The organism is Vibrio sp. Of7-15 (assembly GCF_022347565.1).
Classification (GTDB): domain Bacteria; phylum Pseudomonadota; class Gammaproteobacteria; order Enterobacterales; family Vibrionaceae; genus NORP241.
The window spans coordinates 62,291-76,541 of sequence record NZ_JAKRGH010000002.1; the positions used below are offsets into that span (position 1 = coordinate 62,291).

Here is a 14,251-nt window from a genome sequence, read left to right on the forward strand (position 1 = left end):
CGTGAAACTACTGGTAAGGGAACATAATGCAGAACGGCGTGATGAAGGCATGGCTCGAGTCTTCACACTTGGCTGGCGCCAATGCAACTTACGTGGAAGAACTCTACGAACTCTACCTCAGCGACCCAGATCTAGTGGGAGAGGAATGGAAGCAAGTTTTTGATGGTTTACCGATCAAGAATGACACTGTGGTTGAACAGCCACATTCGCGTGTCCGTGACTATTTCCGACGCTTAGCGAAAGAGACCAAGCAAGTTAGCGCACAAGTTAGTGATCCAGATGTAGATGCCAAACAGGTTAAAGTCCTACAGTTAATTAATGCGTATCGTTTCCGTGGACACCAAAGTGCAAATCTAGACCCACTAGGTTTGTGGCAGCGTGAAGCTGTAGCGGAATTAGATCCAGCATTCCATAACCTCACTGAAGATGATTTCGAAGAGACGTTCAACGTCGGTTCATTTGCAATCGGCCAAGAAACGATGAAGTTATCTGATCTCTATGATGCACTAAAAGCGACTTACTGTGGCTCTGTTGGTGCGGAATACATGCATATTACTAACACAGATGAGAAACGTTGGATTCAGCAACGTTTAGAATCTGTCGTTGGTCAACCAGCCTTCACTAAAGAAGAAAAGCAGACTTTCCTAGAAGAATTGACCGCAGCTGAAGGGCTAGAGCGCTATCTTGGTGCTAAATTCCCAGGTGCGAAGCGATTCTCTCTAGAAGGTGGCGATGCACTGATCCCTATGATGAAAGAGATCATTCGTCATTCAGGTGCAAATGGTGGCCGTGAAGTTGTTGTGGGGATGGCTCACCGTGGTCGTCTTAACATGTTGGTTAACGTATTAGGTAAAAAGCCCCAAGACTTATTTGATGAGTTTGCTGGCCGCCATGATGATACATGGGGTACCGGTGATGTGAAATATCACCAAGGTTTCTCAGCAGACTTTGCAACACCAGGTGGTGATGTTCATCTTGTTTTAGCATTTAACCCATCACACCTTGAAATTGTTAACCCTGTAGTTATTGGTTCAGTTCGAGCTCGTCAAGATCGTTTGCAAGATATCGATGGCTCTAAAGTACTACCAGTAACGATTCATGGTGATTCAGCTATTGCAGGTCAAGGCGTTGTTGCTGAAACCTTCAATATGTCTCAAGCACGTGGCTATAAAGTGGGTGGTACGGTTCGTATTGTTGTTAATAACCAGGTTGGTTTTACAACATCTAATCCACAAGACATGCGTTCAACACAGTACTGTACTGACATTGCGAAAATGGTACAGGCTCCGATTTTCCATGTAAATGCGGATGATCCTGAAGCAGTGGCATTTGTTAGCCGAATTGCATTGGATTATCGCAACACGTTTAAGCGTGATGTGTTGATCGACTTAGTGTGTTACCGCCGCCATGGTCATAACGAAGCGGATGAGCCAAATGCGACTCAGCCTCTTATGTACCAAAAAATCAAGAAGCACCCGACTCCTCGTAAGATCTATGCTGATGCATTGACTGATAAGAATGAGATGGACCTTGAAAACGCAACTCAAATGGTGAACGAATATCGTGATGCTTTAGATCACGGTGAAGTTGTTGTTAAAGAGTGGCGTCCGATGGCACTACATTCTGTTGACTGGTCACCATACATTGGCCATGACTGGACAGTAGAGTGGGCAAGTAAATTCAGTAAAGAACGTCTAGTTGAGCTAGGTGGCCGTTTGTGCCATCACCCTGAAAGTCACAAACTTCAAAGCCGAGTGAACAAGCTGTATAACGACCGTCGCTCTATGTTGACAGGTGAAAAAGCGGTTGACTGGGGCATGGCTGAAAACTTGGCTTATGCAACGTTAGTTGATGAAGGTAGCCGAATTCGTATTACGGGGCAAGATTCTGGTCGTGGTACGTTCTTCCATCGTCATGCTGTTTTGCATAACCAAACGGATGCAAGTACTTATGTTCCTCTGAGCAACTTGCATGATAAGCAAGGCCCATTTGAAGTTTATGACTCAGTGTTATCAGAAGAAGCTGTTTTGGCTTTTGAATATGGTTACGCAACGGCTGAGCCAAGTGGCTTAACTGTATGGGAAGCACAGTTTGGTGATTTTGCAAATGGTGCACAGGTTGTAATTGACCAATTCATCTCATCTGGTGAGCAAAAGTGGGGACGCATGTGTGGCCTGACAATGCTGTTACCGCATGGCTATGAAGGTCAAGGACCAGAGCATTCATCTGCTCGTTTAGAGCGTTATTTACAGTTATGTGCTGAACAAAACATGCAGGTTGTTGTTCCATCAACTCCCGCACAGGTTTATCACATGATTCGTCGCCAAGTTGTACGCCCAATGCGTCGTCCATTAGTGGTGATGTCACCGAAGTCTTTGCTTCGTCATCCGCTATGTACGTCGTCATTAGATGAACTTGCGGAAGGAAACTTCCAGCCTGCAATTGGTGAAATTGATAACTTAGATCCAGCCCAAGTTAAACGCGTTGTGTTCTGTTCAGGTAAAGTCTACTTTGACCTGTTAGAACAGCGTCGTAAGAATGAACAAACGGATGTTGCGATTGTTCGTATCGAGCAGCTGTACCCATTCCCGAAAGAGGATGTAGAAGCCGCGATTGCACAATACTCACATGTAACTGATTTTGTATGGTGTCAGGAAGAGCCTCAAAACCAAGGTGCATGGTATTGTAGCCAGCATAACTTCAGAGCCGCTCTGCCGCAAGGCGCTGGTTTGACGTACGCTGGTCGTCCTGCATCTGCATCGCCGGCTGTAGGTTATATGTCGGTACATATGAAACAACAAAAAGCGTTGATAGAAAGCGCTCTTACCCTCGATTAAGAACTAGAAAGAATAGGATAAACCGATATGACAATCGAAATTCTGGTTCCAGATTTACCTGAATCTGTTGCTGATGCCACTGTAGCTACTTGGCATAAAAAACCTGGCGAAGCCGTTGCACGTGACGAAGTTATTGTAGACATTGAAACGGATAAAGTGGTACTTGAAGTTCCGGCACCTGATGCTGGTGTACTGGAAGCTATTGTTGAAGAAGAAGGTGCTACGGTTCTTTCTAAGCAGCTTATTGCTAAGCTAAAGCCTGGTGCTGTAGCTGGTGAACCAACAAAAGATGTGCCTGCAGAAGCGGAAGCATCACCTGATAAGCGTCACACAGCATCTCTGTCTGAAGAGTCAAACGATGCTTTAAGCCCAGCAGTTCGTCGCCTTCTAAGTGAGCACGACATTCAGCCTAGCCAAGTAAAAGGCACAGGTGTTGGCGGTCGTATTACACGTGAAGATGTGGATGCGCACATTAAAGCAGCACAAGCTGCACCAAGCCCTGCTGTTGCTGAAGCGCCATTAGCACACCGTAGTGAGAAGCGTGTACCAATGACACGTCTACGTAAAACTGTGGCAAATCGTCTTCTAGAAGCGAAGAACAGCACAGCGATGCTGACGACGTTTAACGAAGTGAACATGAAGCCAATCATGGACCTTCGTAAGCAGTACAAAGATCAGTTTGAAGAGCGTCACGGCACTCGTCTAGGGTTTATGTCTTTCTACGTGAAAGCGGTAACGGAAGCTCTAAAACGATATCCAGAAGTGAACGCATCAATTGATGGTGATGATATTGTTTACCACAACTATTTTGACATCAGTATGGCGGTATCAACGCCACGTGGTCTAGTGACGCCAGTTCTAAAAGACTGTGACACACTAGGTTTTGCTGATATCGAAAAAGGCATCAAAGAGTTAGCGATTAAAGGCCGCGATGGCAAGCTAACTGTTGATGAGTTAATGGGTGGTAATTTTACTATCACTAATGGCGGTGTGTTTGGCTCTCTGATGTCAACGCCGATCATCAACCCACCACAAGCGGCTATTCTTGGTATGCATAAGATCCAAGAACGCCCAATGGCAGTTGATGGTAAGGTTGAAATCTTACCAATGATGTACCTAGCGTTATCTTATGACCACCGTTTAATCGATGGTCGTGAATCTGTCGGTTTCCTTGTAACTATTAAAGAGTTACTTGAAGATCCAACACGTCTGTTACTGGATGTGTAACCCCTGATTATTGAGCCGGAATGCTCAACATCCGGCTCATTATCAGTAGGCTTTTAGCCCGAAAAATGACGAAGGGGCAACAAAGAATGCCCTATGGATATAATAAATCCCATCGATGGGATTAGATAAATGGATAGAACATCATGAATCTGCATGAATATCAGGCAAAGCAGCTTTTCGCTGATTTTGGTCTGCCAGTACCTGAAGGTTTCGCATGTGATACAGCTCAAGAAGCTTTTGAAGCTGCTGGTCGTATTAGCACTGCAAAGAAAGTTGTTAAATGTCAGGTTCACGCTGGTGGCCGTGGTAAAGCGGGCGGTGTTGAACTGCATGACACTAAAGAAGGTGTTAAAGAATTTGCTCAAAAGTGGTTAGGTAAAAACCTTGTTACTTACCAAACAGATGCAAATGGTCAACCGGTTACTAAAATCTTGGTTGAAGAAGCATCTAACATTGCTAACGAATTATATCTTGGTGCGGTTGTAGACCGTGCAAGCCGTAAAATTGTATTCATGGCATCGACTGAAGGTGGTGTGGATATCGAGAAGATCGCGGAAGAAACACCAGAGCTAATCCATCAAGCAGCAATTGATCCTTTAGTTGGTCCTCAAGCATATCAAGGTCGTGAGCTTGCGTTCAAACTTGGCCTTGAAGGTGACCAAATTAAACAGTTTGTTAAGATCTTCATGGGTCTTGGCAATATGTTCTCTCAGTACGATCTAGCGCTACTAGAGATCAACCCTCTTGTTATTACTGGCGAAGGTAATCTACTTTGTCTAGATGGCAAGATCAACATCGACTCTAATGCACTTTATCGTCAGCCTAAGCTTCGTGAAATGCATGATCCTTCACAAGAAGATGAGCGTGAAGCACATGCAGCACAGTGGGAGCTAAACTACGTTGCACTAGATGGTAACGTTGGCTGTATGGTGAACGGTGCAGGTCTTGCTATGGGTACGATGGACATCGTAAACCTACATGGTGGTAAGCCAGCGAACTTCCTAGATGTAGGTGGTGGCGCAACAAAAGAGCGTGTAGCTGAAGCATTTAAGATCATCCTTTCTGATGACAATGTAAAAGCAGTACTTGTTAACATTTTTGGCGGTATCGTTCGCTGTGACATGATCGCAGAAGGTATTATTGGTGCGGTTAAAGAGGTAGGTGTGAACGTACCTGTTGTTGTTCGTTTAGAAGGTACTAACGCAGACCTAGGTCGTGAAGTACTTGCTAATTCTGATGTTGATATCATTGCTGCTGAATCGTTAACTGATGCTGCTCAAAAAGTTGTTGCTGCTACGGAGGGCAAATAATGTCTGTACTAATTAATAAGGACACGAAAGTAATTTGTCAGGGCTTTACTGGCGGTCAAGGTACTTTCCACTCTGAGCAAGCTATCTCATACGGCACCCAAATGGTTGGTGGTGTATCTCCTGGTAAAGGTGGTCAAACTCATCTAGGTTTACCTGTATTTAATACTGTACGCGAAGCGGTAGAAGCAACAGGTGCAACGGCAACTGTTATCTACGTACCAGCACCTTTCTGTAAAGATGCAATCCTTGAAGCGATTGACGCGGGTATTGAATTGATCGTAACGATCACTGAAGGTATTCCAACAACAGACATGATCGACGTAAAAGTGAAGCTAGAAGAAACTGGCGTTCGCATGATCGGTCCTAACTGTCCGGGTCTTATCACTCCTGATGAGTGTAAGATTGGTATCATGCCTGGTCATATCCACAAGAAAGGTAAAGTAGGTATTGTTTCTCGCTCTGGTACTCTAACGTATGAAGCGGTTAAGCAGACTACTGATGAAGGCTTCGGTCAGTCTACTTGTGTTGGTATCGGCGGTGACCCAATCCCAGGTTCAAACTTCATTGATATCCTAAAATTATTCCAAGAAGATCCTGAAACTGAAGCAATCGTAATGATTGGTGAAATCGGTGGTACAGCGGAAGAAGAAGCAGCAGCATTCATTAAAGAGAATGTAACTAAGCCAGTTGTTTCTTACATTGCAGGTGTTACTGCTCCTCCAGGTAAACGTATGGGCCATGCTGGCGCTATCATCTCTGGTGGTAAGGGTACAGCGGAAGATAAGTTTGCTGCACTAGAAGCAGCAGGCGTTAAGACTGTTAAGTCTCTTGCCGATATTGGCAAAGGTCTTCGTGAAATTACAGGCTGGTAACAGTCTAGTTTTTCAAAAAGCCAGTCGATTTTCGGCTGGCTTTTTTATTGCGTTGGCTTTATTAACTGGTTTGCTTTTTTAATTGGCTTAGCATAAATAAAGCTGCGCTACTGACAACAACGGAAGGGCCAGCAGGTGTGTCGTAATGCCATGACATCAGTAGCCCTGATACAACGGAAATACAACCAAGTAAGGAAGCTATTCCAGCCATCTGTTCAGGGCTTTTGGCAAATTTTCGTGCCGTAGCTGCTGGAATAATTAATAAAGAAGTGATGATTAATGCGCCAACAAACTTCATTGCCACAGCAATAACAAGACCAACCATAAGCATTAAGATCAATCGCATTAATCCTACGTTGACCCCTTCTACTTGAGCCAATTCTTCACTTACTGTCGTTGCAAGAAGAGGTCGCCAAAAAATAGCAAGCAGGAGTAGTGCAGAAATAACACCAGCATAAATATAGAGTAAATCAGTGTTATTTACAGCCAGTAAGTCCCCAAAAAGATAAGCCATAAGATCAACACGTACATTGTCTAAGAAACTCACTGCTACAAGACCAAGTGATAAGGAGCTATGAGCTAAAATACCCAATAAAGTGTCTGTGGCAACAAGTTTTTGCTGTTGTAAAGTCACCAGTAATACTGCAATAGCTAAACAGCAAACAATAAGAGCCAAGTTAAGGTTGATATCGAATAGAAAACCGAGTGATAAGCCAAGTAGAGATGCATGAGCGAGAGTATCACCAAAATAGGCCATTTTACGCCAGACAACAAAAGAGCCAAGCGGCCCTGCTAGTGTTGCAATACCAATACCGGCAAGAAAAGCGGGAAATAAAAACTCAATCATGTTGGTGGCCTTGGTTACAGCAAGAGTCGTCGACAGGTTTACCTGATAAATCATGTTCATGCTGATGTTGATGTTGATAAAATGCTAATTGCTCGCGCTCTTGCTGGCCAAAAAGGGCTAAATAAGAAGGGTGCTTTGTGATGGCTGCAGGAGCACCTGAACAACAAATATGGCGGTGTAAACAAATTACTTCGTCGGTTTTTGCCATCACAAGGTGTAGATCATGAGAGACCATAAAAATAGCACACTCGAAACGATGCCTTAAAGACTCAATTAAGCTATACAGCTCTATTTGGCCTTGCACATCTACTCCTTGTGCAGGCTCATCAAGTACCAATAAATCTGGGCGCTGTAATAAAGCTCTTGCTAGAAGAATACGTTGGTTTTCGCCACCAGATAAACTGTGCATATTGGCTAATTTTAGGTGCTCAGCACCAACCAGCTTTAATGCTTCTAATCGTTCTTGAGTACTGAACTTGCCAGCTAGTTTCATGAATCGGTCTACATTGAGAGGTAGCGTATCGTTTAAAGTTAGCTTTTGAGGAACGTAGCCAATACGGAGTTTTTGGGATTTTTTGATATTTCCGTGGCTTGGCTTTTGTAAACCTAAAATCGTTTTGACTAACGTAGACTTACCTGCACCATTTGGCCCTATCAGTGTGATAATTTGGCGTTTATGAATGCTGAAAGAAATGTTATCTAGAATGTTTTTATTACCAATCTTAACGGAAATATTGTCAAGTTGAATGAGCTGAGTCATAAATGTAACTAAGAGTCGTTTGCAATTTTGTATTGTTATAATGTAACATTTTGCACTATTCTATGCATTACATTTTTAGAAGGCTCGCATGCGTTTCTCATTTCCCAAGTTACTTAGTGTTTGTTCTGCTGCATTTTTGTTTACTCCGTCGGTTCAAGCCATTGAAGTCTTATCCACAGTAAAGCCGCTTCATTTGATTGTGAACGATCTAACGGATGGTATCGCAGACTCTGATTACTTGCTACCACCAGGAACTTCCCCACACGATTACGCTTTACGTCCTTCTGATGTAAAAAAAGTAAAAAATGCGGATGTATTAATTTGGTTTGGCCCAGATCTTGAGCGATTTTTAGAAAGTTTTACTCGAGATAAAGAAAATGTCGTAACGATCAGTGAGAGTAAAACGGTACAATTTCGTGAATTTGGGGATCATCATGATCACCATGGGCACGATCATGGTAGCATTGATGCGCATTTTTGGTTAGGTCCAGAACAAGCGGTTGCGGTTGCTCGTGATATTACGGTGGCACTTAGTCAGTATGATAAATTGAATAGTCAGGCGTATCAGGCTAACCTTGAGCGGTTTGAAGCAAATGTACAGAGCACGACTGCAAAACTGAAGACGGATCTCGCGCCTTATAAAGACAAAGGCTATTTTGTGTTTCATGATGCTTATGGGTATTTTGAAGAAACATTTAATTTAAATAATTTAGGCTCGTTCACCGTGAGTCCTGATCGTAAGCCAGGCGCTAAAACACTTATTAATATTAGAAAGTCATTACAGGCTAAAAATGCTGAATGTGTGTTTTCTGAACCACAATTTCAGCCTGCTGTTATCGAATCGGTAACGAGAAATACCTCAGTGAAGCGAGGAGAGCTTGACCCACTTGCTTCTAATATCGATGTTCAATTAGGTTCTTATTCTTTATTTCTTAAAGGGTTAGGCGATGAATTTATACGTTGTTTGAGTAAATGAAAAAAATAAAGGTAGCGATTTCGTCATTACGACGTCTTCCTAGATATCACCGCATTGCATTAATTTCCTTATCTTTGGCGACATTAGCCATATTTATATGGCAGCCAAATTTACATAAAAGTGGTGCGATCAGTAACCACAGTCGCATTGAAGTCGACATAGCTAACGATTTGCTTCAGCCATTGGCGGATCTTCACAGTGAGCCCCTTGGAGCAACGATTGATGCAAGTGACCCTGAGTTTGTCTCTCCGCAAGATGAGTTAGAAAAACAGCTGACAGCCGATGTGGATGCAGTGCATTCTCACCGGGTTGGGAGTGGTGAAACGCTAGGTGCTATTTTTGAGCAGTACGGTTTGCCTATTACGAATATGTATCAGTTATTAGCAAGTAACAAATCGGCTAGTAACTTACACATTGGCCAGACTTTAGAGTGGCGGCAGAATGAAGAAAACCGTTTAACAGAATTGCGAATCGATCGTAGTGCAAAGTTAACGGACATCTATCTTTGGAATGGTGAAAAATACCAATTTAAGCAATCGGAGGAGCAAGGTGAAATTAAACCGATTGTACTATCGGGGCGAGTTTCCAGCAATTTTTACAACTCCTCCCGTGCTGCTGGGCTAACACCGGGTCAGATCCAAACCTTGGCGCAAGCTTTACAGTGGAAGTTTGATTTTGGTAGAGAAGCTCGTAAAGGAGATAAGTTTGCCGTTGAAATTGAAAGAGAGTTTATTGACGGAAAAGCAGTGGGTCGTGGTGAAGTTACCGCTATTTTGTATTTAAATGGTAATCGAGAAATTACAGCAGTTAAGCATAGTGATGGTCGTTTTTATGATGAGGAAGGGAAAAGTTTAAATAGAGCATTAAATCGATATCCATTAGCAAAAAAATATCGAATTAGCTCTTCATTTAATCCTCGGCGTAAGCATCCAGTTACTGGGCGTATTTCACCACACAATGGAACCGACTTTGCGACGCCGATTGGTACTCCAGTGCTGGCTTCTGGTGATGGTGTGGTTGTAAAAGCAAGAAAGCACTCGTTGGCAGGCAACTATTTAGTGATTAAACACGGTAGGGAATACAGCACCCGTTACCTACATTTGCATAAGTTGCTCGTTAAGGCTGGAGATAAAGTTTCCATGGGGCAAAAAATAGCGTTAAGTGGCAATACTGGCCGTTCGACAGGGCCGCATCTACATTATGAATTGTTAAAAAACAATCGTCCTGTGAATGCAATGAAAGTTCCTTTACCACAGGCTGATCCCATCGTTAGTCGTGAACGTTCTGCGTTTAAATCTAAGGCGAAGCAATCTATTTCAGCATTAAGAGAGCAAATTTAGAAAGTATATAAGGCACGTTTACGTGCCTTTTTCATTTTAACGTTTCTAATTTTTTAGAATTAAGCCTACTAAAACTGAGAGCAGTTCTTGCCTAGTACTAATAAAGTAACGAATTAAGAATATGTTATTAGATTTTAATAAATAACATTTGTGGATTTTTAACTCTAATTATATGAATAAATGGCCTTTTATGAGTTATGATTCGGTCGGTTATTATTATAAGGGAATATAATTCACGTGCTTTCTCGGCTTAACTTCTTAATTTCATTTCTATTTTTGTGGCCATCCTTCGTTTTTTCGTTTGATTTTAAACCTATCTTTTACCCTGTTCCGTATCAAGCTCAAGGGAAGTATATTACGGCTAAAAAGTTGTTTCCAAGCCAGAGCAGTGGGTTTTGGATGCAAGATATTAAAGGGTTTCTTCACTTTTTTGATGGTAAACACTTACTGCCTTTTACGGATCAAAACGTGTCATTTCCTATTGATAAGCTAGCAAAATCAGGCTCCTATTTTTGGTATTTTAAAGATGAGCAATTAGTGCGAGTTCATTCGATGACTGCTGAAAGTGACGTTGTGGATAAAGCTGGTTTACCGACAATAGTGGATCGTGTGGGTAGTGAGCATGATTTTATTTGGTTAAGTAATAATGAGGCTTTTTATACTTATCATCGGGTGACTCAGCAGCTAATCGAGTATTCATTCCCTAACGCCAATACTGTGTTTCCTCCTTTTGTTGTTAATGATGCCAAACAAGTTAATGGCGTATGGTTTATAGCTACAAATCAGGGGGTATTCACTTCCTCTGATGATGATCAATTATTGCAAGATAATCCGTTTGGTGAAGAGCTAATTGAGCACTTGTACTATTCAGTATCGAGGAACGAGTTAGTCCTTGGTGGTATGAAAGGCGCGTGGGTTTTAGATCTTAAGTCAGAAGACATTGTTCAGCTACCTTTAAACCAACAACACGTTCTTACCATTGCAGAAACGCCTGCTGAGTACTGGTTTGGTACTGATAATGGTCTTTATAAATATCCTTTTTTGTCTGGCGATATGATTGAGCTCAATGCGAACTTTCGGGATAGCTATTCAATCGAAGGCAATCGAGTTTATGATCTTTTTACCGACGGGCAAGGGGGGATGTGGATCTCGACTGATAACGGTATCAGTTACTATTCAGTCATGAGCTCTTTATTTTCTAGAGTTCGATATGGTGTTGATCATGATAATTTACAAACTAATCAACTGAATGCTATTTTGCAAACGCCTAATCAAGTGGTTTGGGCTGCCACAGATACTGGGTTAAGTAAACTTAAGCTTGATCCCATTAAGGTTGAAACTTCTGTTATTGGGGAAGATGAAATCTTTGATTTTGCCATGGTTGGCGATCGGTTATGGCTAGGTGTTAGCACGGGGCTAAAAGTATTTAACTGGCGAACGGAGTTTTTTGAATCGGTCGAGCTTCCAATGGTTCTGCAAGGTAAAAAAATCACTCATGTCGCTTCCGATCAGCATGGTTCATTGTGGTTAAGCTCGGAAAATGGGGTAATGCGTTATTGGCCTGAGAATAATAAAGTCATTGAATTTGGCTTTTATTGGCAGATAGATAAAAACTCTTCATCTCGGATTACTCATCTTTATGCTGATTCATATGGCACAGTATGGTTTGGCACAGATCATGGTTTGTACGCATATCGCAATGGCAAAATTGTTTATGAAACGAGCAAAGCATCGTATCAAGGAAGTATGGTGGATATGGCGAGTGCAAACCAAGAGTTCTTATGGTTTGTTAAAAATCATGGGCTACAAATCGCGAAAGGTAGGAATACTGAAAATAAATCGAATATTGATTTAGTTGAAGAAAATATAACACCGCAATGTGTGGTGCCAACTCATCGTGGCGTATGGCTTAGTTCTTCAAAGGGGTTAAGTTTTTATCAAGCTGATGGAACGTTTGTTAAACATTTTGGGGCTCCGTTTGGCTTAGTGAATAATGAGTTTATTCCTGACCTATGTGTTAAAGGAGATGGTGATACGCTTATTTTTGGTAGCCAATTTGGTTTATTAATAGTCAATGAGGTGGATTTACTGGTAGCCAAAACACCTGCGTCTAATGTGATCATTAGTGAGGTAAGAATTAACCATAAGCTGAAAAAGCTAGCGGTTCACCAAGAGAAAAAAACACTTATTCCTTATAAAGCGTCGTTAAGTTTTCAGTTTGGTGTTTTGCCTGAGTTTGATTTTGACGTTTTAGAGTATCGTCTATTGGGCAGCAATGATGAAGAGTGGTCAAGCTTTCAAGGTGGTTTCTTAGTTTTTGAGTATTTGGCCCCAGGAAATTATACGTTAGAAGTGAAAGATCAAGATATTGGCCAGCAATCACGCCCTATTAGTCAGTTTCGCTTCTATGTTGCTCAGCCGTGGTATATGGCTCCGTGGTTTATTGTGCTGGTGGTCTTAATTTTCTTGAGTGTTTTATTTGTCATTATATCTTGGCGGTCTCGTTATATTCGTAAGGCCAATGTGGTTCTAAAAGAAGCTGTTACATTGAAAACGCATCAATTAAACCGACAAAGTAAAGCATTGGTATCAAGTAACAGTCAGCTACAAAAATTACTGACAATAAGGCAACACGTGATAAATCAATTTGCGGATGATATCACGACACCTATCGTTGAGCTTAAAGAGCAGATCAGTGCGCATGCAGCGCTTTCCGGCCATAAAGCCATGATATTGCAGAACACAGATTATGTGCTGCAAATGATTGAGCAGTTTAAATTACTGGAACCAGGTCCTGTTGCGGTTGAAGCGGAGCAAAGAGATGCGTTGTTAAGTCCTATTGTGCAAGCTACGGTAAAAGGTTGGCAGGCGGATGCTGAAAGTAAAGGGGCAAAAATTATGGTTGATGATCAAGCTAAGGGATTTAGCGTGTTGGCTCAGCCATACAGTCTGGATGTGATCATCAACAATTTGATTGCGGGTGCGTTAAAGCGGGTAACAGCACCAGAGAGCACGATTGAGCTTTCCGTTAAGGTGTCTGGAGAGTTTATTGATCTATCTATTCAAGACTTTGGCTCTCTTCTTAGCGAGCAATATTGTTTGGAGCTTGAGTCGGTAACTTCGAGTTCAGCGAATCAGCAGTCTGTCTTACTTGGTATTGGTCTTCTTAATGCCAAGCAGTTGGTACTACAAAATCAAGGTGTGTTCCGCTTAGCTTCCAATGATACCGTGTCAGGAGTTCGTATTGTTATTCGTTGGCCAGTGGCAAATTACGTTAATAGTTATGAGCAAAATACAGCGTTAGAAGATATTAGGCTAGAGCAACCTGTAGCCGATGTAACCACAGCAAAACTCGTGCATGAGGATCCATGGTTAACAAAAGTGTATGAGTTGGTTGAACAGCATTATCACTTACCTGAATTTGGAACCAGTGCAGCGGCCAAGCTGTTATTTATTTCTGAGCGTAGCTTGCAGAGAAAGTTCAAGCAGGTGACAGGGCGATCATTTAAAGACTATGTAATCGAAGTGAGATTAGAGCAGGCATGTAATCGGCTAATGAAAGGAGACAAAGTCTCGGACGTTGCTTTTGATTGTGGCTTCAATGATCCTTCGTATTTCAGTCAGCGTTTCAAGCTGCACTATGGGTTATCGCCAACGAAGTTTATGGAAAGCAGTGACTAACAATATCTCTTTAATAGAGATGCTCGTAGGAAAACATGATAGGGAGAAGGGTTAAAAAAAAGAGCGTGGTATAGCCGGGGGGACCATACCACGGGTGCCAACGACACCTTCGCTTGCTGCCGGGGTAGCATAACGTTTGCTATGCTACCTCTGGAATTTTTGGTGATAGGGAGATTTCCCTGTCGATGTAATATTTATACTTCAGACTAATTATTTTCTTTATAAAAATAACGACAACATTAGGTGACTAACCCGACATTCGCTATTTTTTAATTATAAGTTATTGTTATTGTTTGATTTGTTGTTTTTGTTTATTTTCGTGCAATGATTAACTTATTTCTAATGAAAATTCAGTTTTAACGTAATTAACGATAGAAAATTGACGTTGATTGCGAAACTTT

General features: G+C 42.0%; 9 protein-coding genes. 7 read left to right on the forward strand and 2 right to left on the reverse strand.

All coding sequences use genetic code 11. The features are described from left to right. The first annotated feature begins 26 nt into the window (after positions 1-26). The 4 genes from sucA (at position 27) to sucD (ending at position 6,246) form a co-directional block, all read left to right on the forward strand. On the forward strand, positions 27-2,837 hold the full coding sequence (gene sucA, locus MHO82_RS02840) for a 2-oxoglutarate dehydrogenase E1 component (RefSeq protein WP_239182339.1): 2,811 nt from the start codon (positions 27-29) through the stop codon (positions 2,835-2,837). A 27-nt stretch (positions 2,838-2,864) separates the two neighbouring features. Then, positions 2,865-4,064 (forward strand): 2-oxoglutarate dehydrogenase complex dihydrolipoyllysine-residue succinyltransferase, encoded by a 1,200-nt coding sequence (gene odhB, locus MHO82_RS02845; RefSeq protein WP_239182340.1) that lies wholly within the window; start codon positions 2,865-2,867, stop codon positions 4,062-4,064. 143 nt (positions 4,065-4,207) lie between these two features. Next, the gene (sucC, locus tag MHO82_RS02850; protein WP_239182341.1) at positions 4,208-5,374 is read left to right on the forward strand and encodes an ADP-forming succinate--CoA ligase subunit beta; all 1,167 of its coding nucleotides are present in this window, start codon (positions 4,208-4,210) and stop codon (positions 5,372-5,374) included. Next, entirely contained in the window at positions 5,374-6,246 is an 873-nt protein-coding gene (sucD, locus tag MHO82_RS02855) for a succinate--CoA ligase subunit alpha (RefSeq protein WP_239182342.1), read from the forward strand. The genes sucC and sucD overlap by 1 nt, the downstream gene beginning before the upstream one ends. Before the next feature lie 61 nt (positions 6,247-6,307). Here the strand turns inward: sucD and znuB are convergent, their stop codons facing one another. Together znuB and znuC are read right to left on the reverse strand one after the other, a co-directional pair. Beyond that, on the reverse strand, positions 6,308-7,093 hold the full coding sequence (gene znuB, locus MHO82_RS02860; RefSeq protein ID WP_239182343.1) for a zinc ABC transporter permease subunit ZnuB: 786 nt from the start codon (positions 7,091-7,093) through the stop codon (positions 6,308-6,310). Beyond that, positions 7,086-7,853 (reverse strand): zinc ABC transporter ATP-binding protein ZnuC, encoded by a 768-nt coding sequence (znuC, locus tag MHO82_RS02865; protein WP_239182344.1) that lies wholly within the window; start codon positions 7,851-7,853, stop codon positions 7,086-7,088. The genes znuB and znuC overlap by 8 nt, the downstream gene beginning before the upstream one ends. 88 nt (positions 7,854-7,941) lie before the next feature. On the opposite strand from znuC, the gene znuA reads away from it, so the two are divergent. The 3 genes from znuA to MHO82_RS02880 all read left to right on the forward strand — a co-directional run bounded on the left by znuA (position 7,942) and on the right by MHO82_RS02880 (position 13,850). Continuing rightward, positions 7,942-8,829 (forward strand): zinc ABC transporter substrate-binding protein ZnuA, encoded by an 888-nt coding sequence (gene znuA / locus MHO82_RS02870; RefSeq protein WP_239182345.1) that lies wholly within the window; start codon positions 7,942-7,944, stop codon positions 8,827-8,829. Further along, a complete protein-coding gene (gene mepM / locus MHO82_RS02875; protein ID WP_239182346.1) occupies positions 8,826-10,169 on the forward strand; it encodes a murein DD-endopeptidase MepM in 1,344 nt (447 codons plus the stop codon). The genes znuA and mepM overlap by 4 nt, the downstream gene beginning before the upstream one ends. 399 nt (positions 10,170-10,568) lie before the next feature. Beyond that, entirely contained in the window at positions 10,569-13,850 is a 3,282-nt protein-coding gene (locus MHO82_RS02880) for a helix-turn-helix domain-containing protein (RefSeq protein ID WP_239182347.1), read from the forward strand. Positions 13,851-14,251 lie beyond the last annotated feature (401 nt).